Consider the following 17,996-nt stretch of genomic DNA (forward strand, 5'->3'; position numbering starts at 1 on the left):
TTAGCTTGCTTTGCGTTTTTGACATAAGCCTAATACTTCGTCTTTGTATAATTTCATTAATTTGTGTCCGTGTGATTTTTCCCACGCTAGAGGAAATTGATAATCGTCTAGCGACTGTAATCCAACTACTTCGGCTGCAGTTCCTGTAAAAAAGCAAGCGTCTGCATTTTTTAATTCTTCTAACGTAAAATGCTTTTCTTCAACAGAGATTCCTTCTTCTTTGCATAAGTCCATAACTGTAGCACGTGTAATTCCTGCCATAATATGACCTCTTGGTGGTGTATACAGTTTTCCGTCTTTCTCCATAAAAACATTGGCTCCCGAACATTCAGCTACATTACCGTTCATATCTAACAATAGTGCTTCATCATACCCATTGTTTTTTGCTTCGTTAGTTGATAATATTGAATTTGTGTAGTGTCCTGTTACTTTTGCTTCTACAAAACACGATTTTGGATTCGGACGTTGAAACGAAGACGTTTTTACACGTAGTAATTTATCTCCCATATACTTCCCCCATTCCCAGCATTGAATAACTAGGTTTGTCTCTTTAGAGGTTAGCAAACTCATATCAACTCCAGTAGTGACTAGCGGACGGATGTATGCATCTTTCAACCCATTACGTTCTAATAACTCATACGTAATTTGTGTTAATTCTTCTTCTGAATAATTCAACTGAATATTCATTACTTCTGCTCCGAACTTAAGCCTTTTGTAATGTTCATACGATTTAAAGACTCTAGCACCTTCGGTTGTATTGTAAGCTCTGATACCTTCGAAAACCCCGTTTCCGTAGTGTAAACTTTGGCTATACAAATTAGCGCTAGCATCTTTCGCTTTAATAAACTGTCCGTTGAAAAAAATTACTGTTTCCTCGTTATAGTACATTTTTAGTTGTTTTTACTGTTCAAAATTATTTTTCGCTTTTTACTTTACTTTCTTGTTTCTTAAGGCTTTGATGATTTTCACTGACTCTCAAAAACATACAAAAACCTTAAAACCAGATACTTAAAACCAAATCATTATGATATTCACGGTATAAAAAAAAGCCTGTATCTAGAGTTAGATACAGGCTTTCTTATAGGTAATAACCATCTGTATCAACTCGGTGGAGAGCTAATAATGACAATAATAATTACCACGATGTTAAAAAATTGATTCATGCTTTTTGCAACAAAAAAGGCTTCCTAAATTTAGGAAGCCTTCTTATAATTTATATGTTAAACTATTAAATACCGCTTCCTTATCCTTGTGAAATAATCACAATGACAATAATAGAAATGATATTTAAAACTTGTTTTTTCATTTGATGTCACAAATATTTGAAATTATTTTTTAGTTATCCTAATGTTTTTTTATTTTTTATTCCCCCTTTAAAAACACACCTCATAACTTATTGTTTTACTATTAGTTACAAAACTTTTTATTTTTCATATAGCATTAATCAAAATTTATTTTATAGATTTGCGCCATTATGCAAACCAATAAAATATACAACAATATACCCAGTTTCTTAGTGCGGTTTTTCAACCGACGCTAGTCTTTCCTTGCACAAAACTGAGTATTGTATAATTTTATTTTTATCCTTTTGATTTCTATAATCTACATTTTTATATCGTTACTAACTCTTGTTATTGTTTTCAATAACGTAGCTGTTGTACGACCTATTTTTATCCGACGTCGCCCGTAAGGGTACTACTTCATTTTGGGAACCTAGGTGTGTCCGGTTCTTCTTTTTAAACCACCGATTTTTAACAAAATGTTTATCTAAAATCAATTTCAATGAGAGTTGTTATTGCTGATCAATCGCATAGTAAGTATGCCGAAATTATTTGTCAAACTATTGACGAAGCTGCTCTGGTTAGAGGCACAGGAATTGCCAAAAGAAAACCAGAATATATCATTACAAAGCTAGAAAATGGTAATGCTGTTATTGCCTTAGATGGCGATCAATTTGCTGGCTTTTGTTATATCGAAGCCTGGAGCCATGGCAAATTTGTAGCCAATTCTGGGTTGATTGTTCACCCAAACTATAGAGGTATTGGTTTAGCCAAACAAATAAAAAAAGTAGTTTTTGAACATTCTAGAACCAAGTTTCCTAATGCCAAAATATTTAGTATCACAACTGGTTTGGCTGTTATGAAACTTAACAGCGAATTAAGCTATAAACCTGTTACCTTTTCTGAACTTACAGAAGACCAATCTTTTTGGAATGGTTGTCAGACCTGCAAAAACTACGATGTGTTACAACGTACACAACAAAAAATGTGCTTGTGTACTGGTATGTTATACGATCCTAACAAAAAATCTCAAAACATAAAAATAAAAGGAAAAGTCTTTCAAAGACTTAAAAGAATTAAAGAGAGCATCTTCCTAAAAAAAGACAAAAAATGAAAAAATTAGTAATTGCATACAGTGGAGGTTTAGATACTTCATACTGCGCAGTAAGTTTATCAAAACAAGGATACGAGGTTCATGCTGTTAGTGTGAACACTGGTGGATTTTCTTCCGAAGAAATTAAACAAATTGAAGAAAATGCCTACACAATGGGTGTTACTACCTATAAAAACATCAATGCAGTAACTGATTATTACAGTAAAGTAATTAAGTACTTAGTTTTTGGTAACGTGTTAAAAAACAACACATATCCCCTTTCTGTAAGTGCCGAAAGAATTGTACAAGCTATTGAGATTGTAAACTATGCCAAAAGTATCGGTGCTAACTGTATCGCTCATGGTAGTACAGGTGCAGGAAACGACCAGGTGCGATTTGATATGATTTTTCAAACTGTTGCTCCTGAAATTGAAATCATAACTCCTATTAGAGATTTGCAACTTTCAAGACAAGAAGAAATTGAGTACTTAAAAAATAACGGCATTGATTTGTCATGGGAAAAAGCTAAATATTCTGTCAACAAAGGTTTATGGGGAACCAGTGTGGGAGGTGAAGAGACTTTAACTTCAGAACAACCATTACCTGAACACGCCTACCCTTCTCAAGTAAGAAAAACAGTACCTGAACAAGTAAAACTTTCGTTTGTAAAGGGTGAGTTAGTGGCTATTAATGATGACGAAAAAGCTCCTTTGCAAAATATTGAACAATTGAATGCCTTAGCTTCTAAATTCGGAATTGGTAGAGACATTCACGTGGGCGATACTATTGTTGGAATTAAAGGAAGAGTTGGTTTTGAAGCTGCTGCGGCATTAATCACTATTAAAGCACACCACTTACTTGAGAAACACACCTTAACTAAATGGCAATTGCAACACAAAGAGTATTTAGCTAGTTTTTACGGAATGCATTTACATGAAGGTCAGTATTTAGATCCTGTAATGAGAGATATGGAAGCTTTTTTAGAAAACAGTCAGTCGAAAGTTACTGGAGATGTTTTTGTTACACTTAAACCGTATCACTTTACATTAGACGGGATTGATTCTCCACATGATTTAATGAATGCCAAATTTGGTAGCTATGGAGAGCTTAACAAAGGTTGGACTCCTGAAGAAGCCAAAGGTTTTATCAAGCTTTTAGGAAATCAGAATAAAATATATCAACAGGTTAATCAGTAGACAGTAAGTAGTGAGCTTTTGGCAAAAAATACAAGCTTAGAATTTTGTTAGACATGATAATGTCATTCCGAACGAGGTACGAGGAGGAATCTCTTCATTGTGAATAAAACCAGTGTGAGACCTCTCACATACGTTCGAGGTGACAATTAGAACATTAACAACAATAACAAAACAAACAACATGATACAAGTAGGAATTATAGGTGGTGCAGGATATACCGCAGGAGAATTAATCAGGCTTTTGTTACAACACCCAAAAGCGACTATCAATTTTGTGTACAGTACTTCAAACGCTGATAATAAAGTAGCTAATGTGCATCAGGATTTAGTAGGTAGCACTGAGCTAACGTTTACCAATAAAATTAATGAGAGCATAGATGTGCTATTCTTATGCTTAGGACATGGAAACTCTAAAAGGTTTTTAGAAACACATACCTTTTCAAATCATACTAAAATTATTGATTTAGGAAATGATTTCAGGTTAAAAGCTGATAGCACTTTTCAAGGAAAAGAGTTTGTATACGGCTTGCCTGAACTTCAAAAAACAGCGATACAAGGTGCTTCATATATAGCAAATCCAGGGTGTTTTGCTACGGCTATTCAATTAGGATTGCTTCCACTAGCAGATGCAAGTTTATTACAAAACGATGTACATATCAATGCGGTTACTGGTGCTACTGGTGCGGGAACTTCACTATCATCAACTACTCATTTTACATGGAGAGATAATAACTTTTCGTACTACAAACCTTTTACACATCAACATTTAGGAGAAATCAATCAGACCTTACACACACTTCAAAACAGTTTTGATTCTGAAGTATTGTTTTTACCAAACAGAGGAAATTTTTCCAGAGGTATTTACGCTACGCAGTACACTCATTTTGAGGGAAACTTAGACGAAGCGAAACAATTATATGCAGATTATTATAAAGAGGCTGTTTTTACGCACATAGCTGATAGTGAACTACATTTAAAACAGGTAGTAAACACCAACAAGTGTTTAATTCATTTGCATAAACACGGAGATAAACTACTGATAACAACCCTCATTGACAATCTATTAAAAGGAGCTTCTGGGCAAGCAGTCCAAAACATGAACCTGATGTTTGGTTTTAAAGAAGATATGGGTTTACAGTTAAAAGCAACTTATTTCTAACCCTCACAAGGAGATAAATAAAAGAAACAACAACACAAATAATCAAAGATTTACAGATGAAAATAGCAATTATAGGAACAGGTAACTTAGGAAAATCAATCGCTAAAGGATTGACACAAAACAAATCATTTTCTCAACTTTTCTTAACCAAAAGAAATATTGAAGAACTTAATGAATTTAAAGAGGTACCCAACGTTTTCATTAGTTCTAATAACAAGGAAGCAATCACAGCGTCTGATGTGCTAATTTTTGCAGTACAACCAACACATTTTGAAAGTGTTTTAAAAGAAATTATTCCATTATTATCCGATAATCATATAGTGATTTCTACAGTTGCTGGTTTTTCTATTGAAAAAATGGAAGCGCTTATTGGTTCAGGTACTACTATTATCAGAGCCATGCCTAACACTGCTATTGCCGTTGGAAAATCGATGACTTGTCTTAGTGGTAATACTCACAAGAAGGAAGATTTAGAAATAGCTACAACTATTTTCAATCAACTAGGAACTTCTATGATTATTCCCGAAAGTCAAATGCAAGCAGCCACCGTAATATGTGCTAGTGGAATTGCTTTTTGGATGCGCTTAATACGGGCAACTACGCAAGCTGCTATTCAATTAGGTTTCGATGCAAAAGAAGCACAAGAGCTCGCTATGCATACCAGTGAAGGAGCTGCCAACCTACTCATAGCTACAGGAAATCATCCTGAAGAAGAAATCGATAAAGTTACTACTCCAAAAGGCTGTACCATTGAAGGTTTGAATGAAATGGAACACAAAGGATTAAGTGCAGCATTAATACAAGGAATAGTAGCCTCTTTTAATAAAATTAATACCATAAAAAAACACCATAATGAGTTTATTTAACGTATATCCTCTATTTGATATAACCCCAGTAACCGCCAACGATGTATATGTATATGACAATAAAGGCACAGAATATTTAGATTTATACGGAGGTCATGCCGTAATTTCTATCGGACACTCACACCCTACTTATGTTAAAAATATTAGCAAACAGGTAAGTAAACTAGGCTTTTATAGCAACGCTATTCAAAATCCGTTACAAGTGGAGTTAGCTTCACTACTAGAAAACATATCGGGGTGTAACGATTATCAACTATTTTTATGCAATTCGGGAGCAGAAGCCAATGAAAATGCTTTAAAACTAGCCTCTTTTCATACGAGTAAACAAAAGGTAATTGCTTTTAAAAATTCATTTCACGGACGTACTTCTGCTGCGGTAGCTGCAACCGACAATCCTAAGATTGTAGCGCCCATCAATGCGCAGCAAGAAGTTATCTTTTTAGAGTTTGAAGATTTAGCAAGTGTTGAAAAAGTTTTACAAGGCAATGATGTTTGTGCTATTATAATAGAAACCATTCAAGGTATTGGAGGATTGGACGAAGCTTCTACAACTTTTTACCAAGGGTTAGAAAAACTATGCAATCAATACAACACCTTACTTATTGCTGATGAAATTCAGTGTGGTTTTGGTAGAACGGGTGATTTCTTTGCTTTTCAAAAACACGGCATTACTCCGCATATCATTTCGATGGCAAAAGGAATGGGGAATGGATTCCCTGTTGGGGGAATCTTAATCCATCCAAGTATTGAGGCTTCTTACGGTTTACTAGGAACTACGTTTGGTGGAAATCACTTAGCCTGTGCTGCTTCCTTAGCAGTTATTGAAACCCTAAAAAAAGAGCAATTGATGGAAAATGCACAGCAAATTGCTACGTATTTTATGGAACAAGCAGCTTCTATTCCGCAGATAACAATTGTAAAAGGAAGAGGTCTCATGTTAGGATTAGAATTCGATTTTCCTATTGCTGAGCTAAGAAAGAACCTAATATTCAAACATCACATTTTTACAGGAAGCGCTAAGAACCCGAACTTATTAAGAATTCTTCCGCCACTAACCATTCAAAAGCAACATATCGATATGCTTTTTGAGTCTTTAAAAAAGGAACTGTCATGAAAAAATATACCAGCATAAACGATATTGAAAACCTTTCAGAAACTATTCAAAAGGCTATTCAATTAAAAGAAAAACCCTATCAGTTTGCTCATTTGGGGCAACATAAAACCGTAGTCATGCTTTTTTTCAATGCCAGTTTACGTACAAGATTAAGTACCGAAAAAGCGGCTAAAAACTTAGGTATGGAAGTAAGTGTGTTAAACGTTACCAACGCTTGGAATATGGAGTTTGAAGACGGTACTGTAATGAATTTAAGTACTTCAGAACATATTAAAGAGGCTGCCATGGTAATTTCTCAGTATGCTGATATCATTGCGGTAAGAGCTTTTCCTACGTTGAAAGACATAGAAAAAGATACCTCTGAAATTGTACTCAACAGTTTTGTAAAATATGCTACGGTTCCTGTTATCAATATGGAAAGCGCTACTGACCATCCGTTACAAGCTTTGGCAGATGCGATTACTATTACGGAAACTAAAAAAGTTGACAAACCTAAAGTTGTGTTGTCTTGGGCTCCACACCCCAAAGCATTACCACACTCGGTTGCCAATGCTTTTGTTCACTTGATGCATAACATGGATGTAGAATTTGTTATAACGCATCCCGAAGGGTACGAGTTAGATGCTGAAATTACAAAAGAGTTTCCTGTAGAGTACAATCAAGAAAAAGCTTTTGAAAATGCCGATTTTATCTATGCCAAAAACTGGAGTTCTTTTACTAAGTATGGTAACATACTAAATGAAGACCCCAACTGGATGATTACTCAGGAAAAAATAGGCGCTGCTAAATTTATGCACTGCTTGCCTATTAGAAGAAATGTAGTAGCAGAAGACGCTGTTTTAGATGGTGACAATTCTCTTGTGATTGAACAAGCTAACAACAGAACCTTTGCTGCGCAAATAGTACTAAAAGAGATTTTAATTCATTTAAGTTGAATTTAAATTTTGACTTGTCAGTTCGAGTGCCAATCGCAGGAAGATGTATCGAGAGCTACTTGAAAACGTCTCGATACAATTTTTCTTCCTTTCAGTACTAAAAATCACTCGACGTGACATTTAATTAAAAGAGAATTAAAATATGAAAACTGTCTGTATAAAGAAATAACGAGTGAAAAATCGGAAGTGCTAAGCATAGCTTTAAGCATGAAGCTTTGAAAATGAGTGGTGCGTAGCAATTTCCTCTTTACAGACTTGATTTTTTGGTTCGTTTTTTATCAAGAAAAAATGAACAATAAATTAAACTAAAAACTAAAAATGAAAACCATAAAGATTGTTAAAATAGGTGGAAACATCATTAATGATGAGACAGCCTTACATAGCTTCTTAGCTGATTTCGCTCAGTTAAAAGGACCTAAAGTATTGATACACGGTGGTGGAAAATTAGCTTCTGAATTGGCTAAAGAATTGAATATTCCTGTGACGATGATTGATGGCAGACGTGTAACCGATACGCAAACTTTAGACTTGATTACCATGGTATATGCAGGTAAAATCAACAAGCACATTGTTGCGCAATTACAAGGATACAATGCAAATGCTGTGGGATTTACAGGAGCTGACGGTAACACAATCGTATCAACCAAACGTCCTGCTGAACCTATAGATTACGGATTTGCAGGCGACGTTGTTACCGTAAATCCGCAAGTAGTAACGGTATTAATTAATAACGAAGTAACTCCAGTATTTTGTGCGATTACGCACGATGCAAACGGACAATTACTCAACACCAATGCTGATACTATTGCTGCTGAATTAGCTATAGGATTAGCTACCGATTTTAATACAGAATTGTACTACTGTTTTGAAAAACCAGGAGTATTAAGTGATGTTGCTGATGATACTTCTGTTATTGAACAAATCACGTTAGAAACCTATACTCAACTAAAAACTGACGGAGTCATTTTTGAAGGAATGCTTCCTAAGTTAGACAATTGCTTTCATGCCCTAAAAAACAATGTTCAAAAAGTACACATAGGCGATACAGCTATGGTATTTAACTCAAAAAACAAACACACCTCATTACAACTATCATGATACAAAGACTCACTACAAAAGCCATCAGTTTGTTAAAAAACCTAATAGAAACCCCTTCTTTTTCTTCGGAAGAAGATGCTACTGCCCTACTGCTAGAAAACTGGTTTAAAGAGTTTGATATTCCATACACTAGAACTCAGAACAACGTGTGGTCAGTAAATAAACATTTTGATGCTAACAAACCTACATTATTACTCAACTCGCATCACGATACGGTAAAACCTAATAACGGCTATACCAAAGATCCTTTTAAAGCCATTGTAGAGGACGGTAAACTCTACGGATTAGGAAGTAACGATGCTGGTGGATGTTTGGTTTCGCTGTTAGCAACCTACACCCACTTCTACCAAAAAGAAAACTTGACTTACAACCTTGTTTTTGCAGGAACTGCCGAGGAAGAAAGCAGTGGTCCTAACGGTTTAAACGGATTACTAAAAACCTTACCTAATATTGATGTAGCTATCGTAGGAGAACCTACTTTAATGAATTTAGCTATTGCTGAAAAAGGTTTGGTCGTTTTTGATGCTGAGGTTACAGGTACCCCAAGTCATGCAGCACATCCGAACCACGATAATGCTATTTATAACACCATTGAAGTATTACAGTGGTTTAAAGAAGTGTCGTTTGAAAAAACTTCGGAAACCTTGGGTGAGGTTAAGTTAACAGTAACGCAAATTAATGCGGGGAAACAACACAACGCTGTTCCTTCCGAAGTAAAATTAGTGGTAGATGTTCGCGTAAATGATCAATATACCAATCAGGAAATCAGTGACTTTTTACAAGAACACGCACCTTGTAACATACAACCACGTAGCTTGAATTTAAATTCATCATCAATACAAAAAGAACACCCTTTGGTACAAGCAGGTATTGCTTTAGGAAGAAAAACCTATGGTTCTCCTACCCTGTCTGACCAAGCTGTATTGAGTTGTCCGTCGTTAAAATTAGGACCTGGTGATAGTACTCGCTCACACACCGCTGATGAGTTTATTTACCTTCAAGAAATTGAGGAAGGAATTGAGTTGTATATAAAATTATTGAATAAAGTATTGTAGAAGAAAATAGAACAAAGAGTCAAGAACAAAGACTTATAAACAAATCTTTGCTCTAACAGCGAAGCGGTCTATTCTCTTGGCTCTAAAAAACAATCGTCATTCCGAACGATAGAGAGAAACCGTAAGGTTCAGCGTAGCTAAATCTCATTAAAAAGAGTAACTCATAAGTTTGAGACCTCTCACATACGTTCGAGGTGACAAACAAACAATGAGAATTTTGTTTGTTATAGTGTTTAACACTCAATACTAACTTCTCAATACTCAGTACTAATTAAAAAACATAAAAACATGAAACTTTGGGACAAAGGATTATCCATAGATAAAAAAATAGAACATTTCACCGTTGGAAATGACAGAGAAATAGACATACACATTGTTCCGTATGATTTGCAAGCATCGTTAGCACATGCTAAAATGCTAGCATCCATCGGTATTATTACTTCGGAAGAATTAGCGCAAGTAACTAGTGGAATTGCTACACTACAACAGCAAGTGGCAGAAGGTACTTTTGTAATTGATGCTCAATTTGAAGATGTACATTCTAAAATTGAGTTCGAATTAACCAACATATGCGGTGAAGTTGGTAAGAAAATTCATACCGCACGTTCAAGAAACGATCAAGTTTTAATAGCGTTGCAATTGTATTATAAAGACAATCTTCAATCGATTTCTGATAAAACAAAAACACTATTTAATACATTATTACAGTTAGCAGAGCAACACAAAACTAAACTATTACCAGGTTATACTCACTTACAAGTGGCAATGCCTTCTTCTTTCGGATTATGGTTTTCTGCGTATGCTGAATTGTTAATTGACGATTTGTACATGGTTAATGCAGCGCTAAAAACAGTAGATCAAAATCCGTTAGGTTCAGCAGCTGGATATGGTAGCTCATTCCCTATTGATAGAGAATTCACCACAAAAGAACTAGGCTTTGAAACCTTAAAATACAATGTGGTTGCTGCACAAATGAGTAGAGGAAAAAGTGAACGTACACTTACCATGGCGTTAGGAAGTGTAAGTAACACCTTAGCTCGTTTTGCGATGGATATCTGCCTGTATATGAGTCAGAATTTTGATTTTATCTCTTTTCCTGATGAATTAACCACTGGTAGCAGCATTATGCCGCATAAAAAGAATCCTGATGTGTTTGAATTGATTAGAGGGAAGTGTAATAAGATTCAAGCGTTGTATACCGAAACCTTGTTAATTACTAACAACCTACCTAGTGGATATCATAGAGATTATCAGTTATTAAAAGAAAATATTATCAATGCCTTTGAAGAGTTAAAAGATGTGTTGGATATTTTTAATTATGCTATTCAGCAAATTATTGTAAAAGATATTGACCTACAGGATGAAAAGTATAAATACTTATTTACGGTAGATAACATGAATACTTTGGTAGAAAACGGTATGAGTTTTAGAGAAGCTTACCAAAAAATTGGTGGCGAAGTTGTTAACGGTACATATACTCCTGATACTTCTAAAAAACATACGCATGTGGGTAGTATTGATAATTTGTGTTTGGATAAAATACGTGAGAAGCTTGGTTAGTGGTTAGTGGTTAGTGGTTAGTGGTTAGTGGTTAGTGGTTAGTGGTAGATACTAAAAAAAGTCGTCATTCCGAACGATAGAGAGAAACCGTAAGGTTCAGCGTAGCTAAATCTCAACAAAATGAGTAACAAATATTCTTAAGATTTCTCCCTCTGGTCGAAATGACGTTAGCCAATATAAGACTGTCATTCCGAGCGATAGAGAGGAATCTCAACAAAATGAGTAACAAACATGCTTAAGATTATTGTTGGTATTCTTTTTCTTGATAAAAAGAAACAAAAATCAAGACGGACAATAAAATCGTGAGAAAATACTACGACATCTTCCACTGATAAAAAGAATTGTTCGTGTTACCTTTATTTTTTATCAAAGAACTCACGAATCTGACGATTTCACTATCGCTCAAACAGCTTTTTATCTTACATCCATCGCTGCTGTCTTGATTTTCAAAGATTTTCTTGTAGGTCATAAAGCAGAGTGTTATTACGAGGTGAATAGAAACATCCACATGGTTATATTATAATCATAAAAAGTCTATATTCTATCAGCGAATCGGTCTTTTGTCTTGATTCTAAAAACAATCGTCATTCCGAACGCTACTGAAATCAAGATATATTTTGATTGAAAGTATGTTGCAAAGCAACTGAGGAGGAATCTTATTAAAAGGAGTAACTGATAACCTTGAGACCTCTCACATAAGTTCGAGGTGACACGATGAAATTAGAATTTTGTTAGATTTTAATAGAACTCATAAAACTGTTATATAAAAAGAGGTTATTCTTAACAAATAACCTCTTTTTACTTTATTTCTTTACTGTTCTTGAGCCTATGGAAAACTTATATCCAAATTGAAATTGGTAAAAAGCCTCATCACTTTCGCTTCCTTTGTAATTATAGGTTACTAACCTTGCAAAAATAGCTTGATTGGGGTTTTTGTTGGGGTGATAAAACACCTCTGCTTGGTTCTTTACTACAGGTACTTTAAAGTCTAAATCTATGGCACTAGACCCGTTATAGCTTTTATAATCAAACCAGTGAAGTCCTAATTTGTAATTGAACCCGAAGTTGTTAAATCGTTTTGATGATAAGCTTACTCCTCCTCCATAACTCAAGGCTTTTAGGTTTTCCACCCCTTGGGTATCGTTTTGAACTCTTGTTAGATTATAGTCTATCGTACCAAAAAAGTTCATTTTCATAGGGTAGTTTTTTTGATATATTTCTAAAAGGTTTACTTCTCCACCTACGGTTAAAAAGCGTTTTTCTACCAAATCTAACGTATTTCCTATTACACCACTTGTTGCAGTAACTAAGCCTTTGTCTTCTTCAAACTTAGCATAGTGTACATAAGGTGTTATCGACTTTAAAAATTCGTATTGCATTGAAGAACTAAAGATTTGCCTTGAAAAAGGAAATACATAAAACTTTGCACTTCCTTCTAACTGTACCAATCCGTTGTCAGACTCTCCAAAAAGAGCTAAAAAGTCGGTATAAGCACGTAGTTCTACTATTTTATCTAAGTAAGTATCTTGTTTTATTTGATAAGTTGCTGGGGCTGTTAAGTTGGTTTTGTTTCCGTCAATATCTTCTTTAGGCAGTTCCAACGTTAGGTCGTGTGGTACGTAGTTGTTTCCTATTTTATACTTATACATTAGTACATCACTTAAACGAATACGAAGGTTTTCAAACTCTTTTTCATCAACATTGGTTGTTGGTTGTTTTTGTGAGTAAAAAAGATAGTTTTTAGATGCCCAATATCCGTATCGTAAAAAGCTTACCCCTACGTAGTTTTCAAACAACAGCATACTTCCTTTATATGCTACCAATACTTGAATATCTGCTAAGCTACCATCGCGGATTTCAATATCTATCTTTTTAAACGTATACTTTAATGTGTCTTGGCGTTCTTTATCATTATTATAAAAACAAAACTCTTGTCCTTCTTTAGGTATGGTAATATCTCCAAAATAGGCTTCTTGGTTTACTTGTTTTAATACCTGATTGAATACCTTTTTCTCTCTAGATGTTCTCTCTGCTCCGTTAACATCTTCACTAATAATTACATCTTCGTTAAAATAGCTATAGGTTACAGGTTCTTCTACCGTTTCTTCTTGCGCTGTATCTCTTGCTATGGTTTCTTGTGTTGGTGGTTCTTTATGAGGAAACCAACTAGCTATTGAATCAGCATGAATATTGGTACACACGTTTTTATAACTGGTAAATTTAGCATAGGTAAGGTTTAGTGAATCTATATACGCTTTTCTGTCTTTAATTAAAGTACTAAGCTTATCTAGACTTTCTTGGGTAATCGACTTTTTAGTTTCGTCTATTTCTTTTTCCTTTTCTTCTAATGTTTTGTTGTAGTTTTCATAGGTACTACTCAACTTTTTTATTTCGGATTCACAATTAATAGTTTGTGTTTGTCCGTTAACGCAAAGCACATAAAAAAAGAGTGTTAAGCAGGTGCTTAGAGTTTTCATAATGTTTAGTTAGTTTGGTTTGTTAGTTGTTGTTATACGCAGCTATACTCCTTTTATGTTGGTAGTACAACACGTTTTAAACTTTTGTATAACTGTGTGTTAATGTTTTAAAAGTAGTAAAATATCGTTAGTAATAACAACTGTTGTATTATTAAATGGTAATTATATGTGTAATAGTAGGTGTTTTGCGGAAATCCGCAATTTAGGTTGCGGAAAACCGTAAGAATGAGTGAGGTTGAACAACTAAATTTAGGCTTTCATTTATATTTAATAATAATTATACCAAAATTAAAATATGTACTTATCAAACCTTAAACTATGGAACTTTAGAAAGTTTGGCAGTAATTCTTCCATTGATTTAGAGAACCCGAATTTAGATTTGAATTTCACAAAAGGAATAAATGTATTGATAGGTGAAAATGACTCTGGAAAAAGTGCAATTGTTGACTCAATAAAACTTACGTTAAAAACTCATAGTTACGAGTGGTTTAGATTAGATTGGGATGATTTTTATGATGGTTCAGATAGGTTACGAATTGAATTGAGGTTTGAAAACCTTTCAGATGATGAAGCCAAAAATTTCACTGAATGGCTAGGGTGGATTGGCGAAGGAGACGAAGCAAAACCTTTTTTAAGGTTGATTTATGATGCTTCAAGGAATTTAAATAATCAATATATCTATCCAACTGAGATTAGAGCAGGAGTCGATGAAACGGGATATCAGCTAACAGCAGAGGCTAGGGAGTATTTAAAAACAACTTATCTCAAACCCTTACGAGACGCTAAATCTGAATTAATCCCTCGTAAAAACTCTAGGCTGACTCAAATTCTTCAAGGGCATGAAGCATTCAAAGGAAAAGACCAAGACCACTTGTTGGTAGGATTATTTCAAGACTTCAATAATCACGTTGCTAAATACTTTGAAGGTACAGACAAGGATGGTGTAGTACTTACGGGTGAAAATGTTAAAGGGAAAGAACTAAAAAATGAAATAGATAAGTTTATTCAAGCCTTTTATTCAAAGGATAAAGAATCCTATTTTGGCGTACTTGGTAATAGTCTCAAAAACATCTTAGAGAGACTCGAGCTATCTATTAAGGATGAACTAAACCCTGGTTTAGGAACTCTAAATAGATTGTTTATGGCTTCAGAGTTACTCCATCTTCAAAAGAAAAATTGGAGTGGTTTAAGGTTAGGATTAATTGAAGAACTAGAAGCTCACCTCCACCCCCAAGCTCAAATGCAAATCATTGAAGCACTACAAAACGAAGAAAATATTCAATTAATCTTAACTACTCATAGCCCTAATCTAGCATCAAAACTAAAGCTTGAAAATTTAATCATTTGTAATGACAACAATGCTTTCCCGATGGGAGCAGCATACACAAAATTAGACTCTGATAACTATAAGTTTCTTGAAAAATTTCTAGATACAACGAAAGCAAACCTATTTTTTGCTAAAGGAGTTATTCTGGTAGAAGGTTGGGCAGAAGAAATATTAATTCCAAGTATCGCAAAGGCTATAGGGATAAATCTAACTGAAAAGGGAATCTCAATAGTAAATATTGGAAATACAGGATTCGACCATTACTCAAAGATATACCTCAGGAAAGAAGAGCCATTTATGAAAATTCCGGTAGCGGTAATCACAGATTCGGATATTAGAGAATATGAAAAAGAGGGAGATGATTTTGTAAAAAGAGTTGAAAATACTGTCCGAGTTGAAACACAGGGAGTTATTGATTCCAACAATGTAAAATCTGAACAATCTATAAAATATTATACTGCACCAAACTGGACCCTAGAATATTCTTTGTTTAAATCAAATAGCCTAACATCTACTCTACAAAGCGTGTGTAAGTCTATTCATTCAAGAACTAATTGGGATACTGATTTTGAAAAGACGCTTGCTATTAAATTGATTGATAAGAACAAGAAACTAAGAAAAACAGAAGTTGCCTACAGGTTAGCAACGACTATAGATGAAGACTTACAAAAGGCTCCTGATGAACGAACCATAGTCATCGATATCAATAATGATGAAAGCATCAAATATCTAATTCAAGCCATAAGATATGCCGCAAGAAATTAATATAACTGACGCGGATATTGAATACGCAGAAAAAGTTCTTTTACCTGAAGGAAAAGAGTTTGACGAAGAAAGAAGATTGTTTATCCGTAATCTAGAAACCCTTGACCTACAAGCTGTACCTGGAAGTGGAAAAACAACCGCTCTTCTAGCAAAACTAATTATCTTGGAAAGGTATATGCCATTGAAAAGTGGGCGTGGTGTATTGGTTATTTCTCATACTAATGCAGCTGTAGATGAGATAAAAGAGCGAATTGGTATACATTGTCCCAAACTTTTTGCATATCCAAATTTTGTTGGAACCATTCAAAGTTTCGTTGACACATTTCTAGCAATTCCATTTTACACAAATCAGTTTAAACAAAAGCCGTTTCGCATCGATAATGAAATCTATGACGAACAAGTTGAACAGTTCTATTTAAATACAAGAAATATTAGTCTTAAGAATTATCTTGATAGGCAAATAGATGGATTAGCATTTCTGAAGTCTATTCGAATAACAACCGACGGTAAATTGATTTCATACTTAAATGGTACGCCTGAAACTTTCAAACTTAAGAATCCTAAAACAGCCACATATAAATCTTTACTTCAATTCAAACTAAACCTTTTTAAAAAAGGGTACTTGCATTTTGATGATGCATATTCTCTAGCTGATTTTCAATTAAGGTCAATTGGCAATTACTCATCCATTCTACAGAAAAGATTTTTATACGTGTTTGTGGATGAAATGCAAGATATGGATGTCCACCAACATAATTTAATTGAAGTAGTTTTTCATCCAGATGAATCTACCCTGTCAATAATTCAAAGAATTGGTGATAAAAACCAAGCCATCTACAGTGGAGGCTCAGTCTCTCTTGAAAACATATGGTCCATTCGAGATAATGTGATGTATATTAATGGTAGTCATAGGTTAAATCAAAGAATTGCTTCTTTGGTACAGAGTCTTGCTTTAACGCCAAATCCAGTTGTGGGAAGAAACCTTAATCCTGACGGTTCCTCTATTGACATTAAGCCAACAATCTTTGTTTATGAGGATGACACAATAGAACTTGTAATTCCTTCATTTGCTGAGAAAATAAAAGAATTACAAGTTTCTGGATTAATACCCGAGAACCCAACTAATAAGTTTATGGCAGTTGCTTGGGTAAAAGAAAATGATGATTCCAACAAAATAGCCCTATGCGATTACTGGCCTCATTTTGCAAAAGCCAGTTCAGGCCAACAAATAGATTTCAAAGTCCTTGAAGACTATATCATGTACTTTGATAAAGAGAAAAAAACTTTAGAATCTGTTCGTAAGAACATTTTAAAAGCATTTTTAAAGATTCTTCGCTTAGAAAATGTCTCGGATGAAAATGATAGAGTTTACACGAAAAGAAAATTAATTAATTTCTTTAAAACTCTTGAAAACAAGGAATATGAAACATTGAAATTAAATCTTTATAAATGGTCTATCGAATGTATAAGAGGGAAAAGCTCAGAAACTATTACTTCCATTAGAGAGTATATTCCAACTTTTCTTTCTGTGTTTCAAAAAGAGGTTGCTTCTTCAGCAAATTTCATAAATGGAGAATCTGAAATCAATGTAGATGCGAATAAAGATGAGCCTAAAGTAAACAAATTCGATTCTGATGGAATAAATATTGAGATTGGAACTATACACTCAGCAAAAGGACAAACTCACACAGCTACCTTATACCTTGAAACTTTTTACAATAGAGGTTATGGTAACTACGAATCAGAACGATTACGCAATCAGTTAAAAGGTGTCAATATAACTGATACTCTTAATAGCAATATAGGAGGAAAAGATAAGATTAGACAGACATGTAAAATGGCTTATGTTGGTTTTTCTCGTCCAACACATTTGTTATGTATTGCCATTCATAAAGAAAGATTTGATTCGATTCTGTCCGATATAAATGATGAAGATTGGAATATCGTTGAAGTTAAAACTAAATAACCTTATGACGCGGATTTCACATCCGTGTTTTCTATTTACATACCATCTAAAACGTTAAAAAACTCATAAAATCAGAGAGTTAAAACGAAAAACAACTACTTTAGTA

The 17,996-nt window shown here is 34.3% G+C and carries 13 protein-coding genes; 11 read left to right on the forward strand and 2 right to left on the reverse strand.

Annotated features, from left to right (window positions below):
- A complete protein-coding gene (locus Q4517_RS05705; protein WP_303507223.1) occupies positions 1-888 on the reverse strand; it encodes a branched-chain amino acid transaminase in 888 nt (295 codons plus the stop codon).
- An 894-nt stretch (positions 889-1,782) separates the two neighbouring features.
- Here Q4517_RS05705 and Q4517_RS05710 point away from each other — a divergent pair.
- The 9 genes from Q4517_RS05710 (at position 1,783) to argH (ending at position 11,355) form a co-directional block, all read left to right on the forward strand.
- Positions 1,783-2,394: a GNAT family N-acetyltransferase gene (locus Q4517_RS05710; protein WP_303507225.1), complete on the forward strand. Its 612-nt coding sequence runs from the start codon at positions 1,783-1,785 to the stop codon at positions 2,392-2,394.
- A complete protein-coding gene (gene argG / locus Q4517_RS05715; RefSeq protein WP_303507227.1) occupies positions 2,391-3,569 on the forward strand; it encodes an argininosuccinate synthase in 1,179 nt (392 codons plus the stop codon). Before Q4517_RS05710 ends, argG begins: the two co-directional genes overlap by 4 nt.
- A 180-nt stretch (positions 3,570-3,749) precedes the next feature.
- Complete coding sequence (gene argC, locus Q4517_RS05720) at positions 3,750-4,727, forward strand: N-acetyl-gamma-glutamyl-phosphate reductase (RefSeq protein ID WP_303507229.1); 978 nt, start codon at positions 3,750-3,752, stop codon at positions 4,725-4,727.
- 56 nt (positions 4,728-4,783) lie between these two features.
- On the forward strand, positions 4,784-5,593 hold the full coding sequence (gene proC, locus Q4517_RS05725; protein ID WP_303507231.1) for a pyrroline-5-carboxylate reductase: 810 nt from the start codon (positions 4,784-4,786) through the stop codon (positions 5,591-5,593).
- Positions 5,580-6,707: an aspartate aminotransferase family protein gene (locus Q4517_RS05730; protein WP_303507234.1), complete on the forward strand. Its 1,128-nt coding sequence runs from the start codon at positions 5,580-5,582 to the stop codon at positions 6,705-6,707. Before proC ends, Q4517_RS05730 begins: the two co-directional genes overlap by 14 nt.
- Entirely contained in the window at positions 6,704-7,642 is a 939-nt protein-coding gene (locus Q4517_RS05735) for an acetylornithine carbamoyltransferase (RefSeq protein WP_303507236.1), read from the forward strand. Before Q4517_RS05730 ends, Q4517_RS05735 begins: the two co-directional genes overlap by 4 nt.
- Before the next feature lie 318 nt (positions 7,643-7,960).
- Entirely contained in the window at positions 7,961-8,740 is a 780-nt protein-coding gene (gene argB, locus Q4517_RS05740) for an acetylglutamate kinase (RefSeq protein WP_303507239.1), read from the forward strand.
- Positions 8,737-9,795, forward strand: coding sequence for a M20 family metallo-hydrolase (locus tag Q4517_RS05745; protein WP_303507241.1), 1,059 nt, complete (start codon positions 8,737-8,739; stop codon positions 9,793-9,795). The genes argB and Q4517_RS05745 overlap by 4 nt, the downstream gene beginning before the upstream one ends.
- A gap of 288 nt (positions 9,796-10,083) precedes the next feature.
- Positions 10,084-11,355 carry an argininosuccinate lyase gene (gene argH / locus Q4517_RS05750; RefSeq protein WP_303507243.1) on the forward strand — a complete coding sequence of 424 codons (1,272 nt, stop codon included), beginning with the start codon at positions 10,084-10,086 and terminating at the stop codon, positions 11,353-11,355.
- An 803-nt stretch (positions 11,356-12,158) separates the two neighbouring features.
- Here argH and Q4517_RS05755 read toward each other — a convergent pair.
- Positions 12,159-13,736, reverse strand: coding sequence for a hypothetical protein (locus Q4517_RS05755; protein ID WP_303507245.1), 1,578 nt, complete (start codon positions 13,734-13,736; stop codon positions 12,159-12,161).
- 391 nt (positions 13,737-14,127) lie between these two features.
- On the opposite strand from Q4517_RS05755, the gene Q4517_RS05760 reads away from it, so the two are divergent.
- Together Q4517_RS05760 and Q4517_RS05765 are read left to right on the forward strand one after the other, a co-directional pair.
- Positions 14,128-15,924 carry an ATP-dependent endonuclease gene (locus tag Q4517_RS05760; RefSeq protein WP_303507248.1) on the forward strand — a complete coding sequence of 599 codons (1,797 nt, stop codon included), beginning with the start codon at positions 14,128-14,130 and terminating at the stop codon, positions 15,922-15,924.
- Positions 15,908-17,890 carry a UvrD-helicase domain-containing protein gene (locus Q4517_RS05765; RefSeq protein ID WP_303507250.1) on the forward strand — a complete coding sequence of 661 codons (1,983 nt, stop codon included), beginning with the start codon at positions 15,908-15,910 and terminating at the stop codon, positions 17,888-17,890. Before Q4517_RS05760 ends, Q4517_RS05765 begins: the two co-directional genes overlap by 17 nt.
- The last annotated feature ends 106 nt before the right edge of the window (positions 17,891-17,996 follow it).

It is taken from the genome of Tenacibaculum sp. 1_MG-2023, assembly GCF_030547425.1.
Classification (GTDB): Bacteria; Bacteroidota; Bacteroidia; order Flavobacteriales; family Flavobacteriaceae; genus Polaribacter.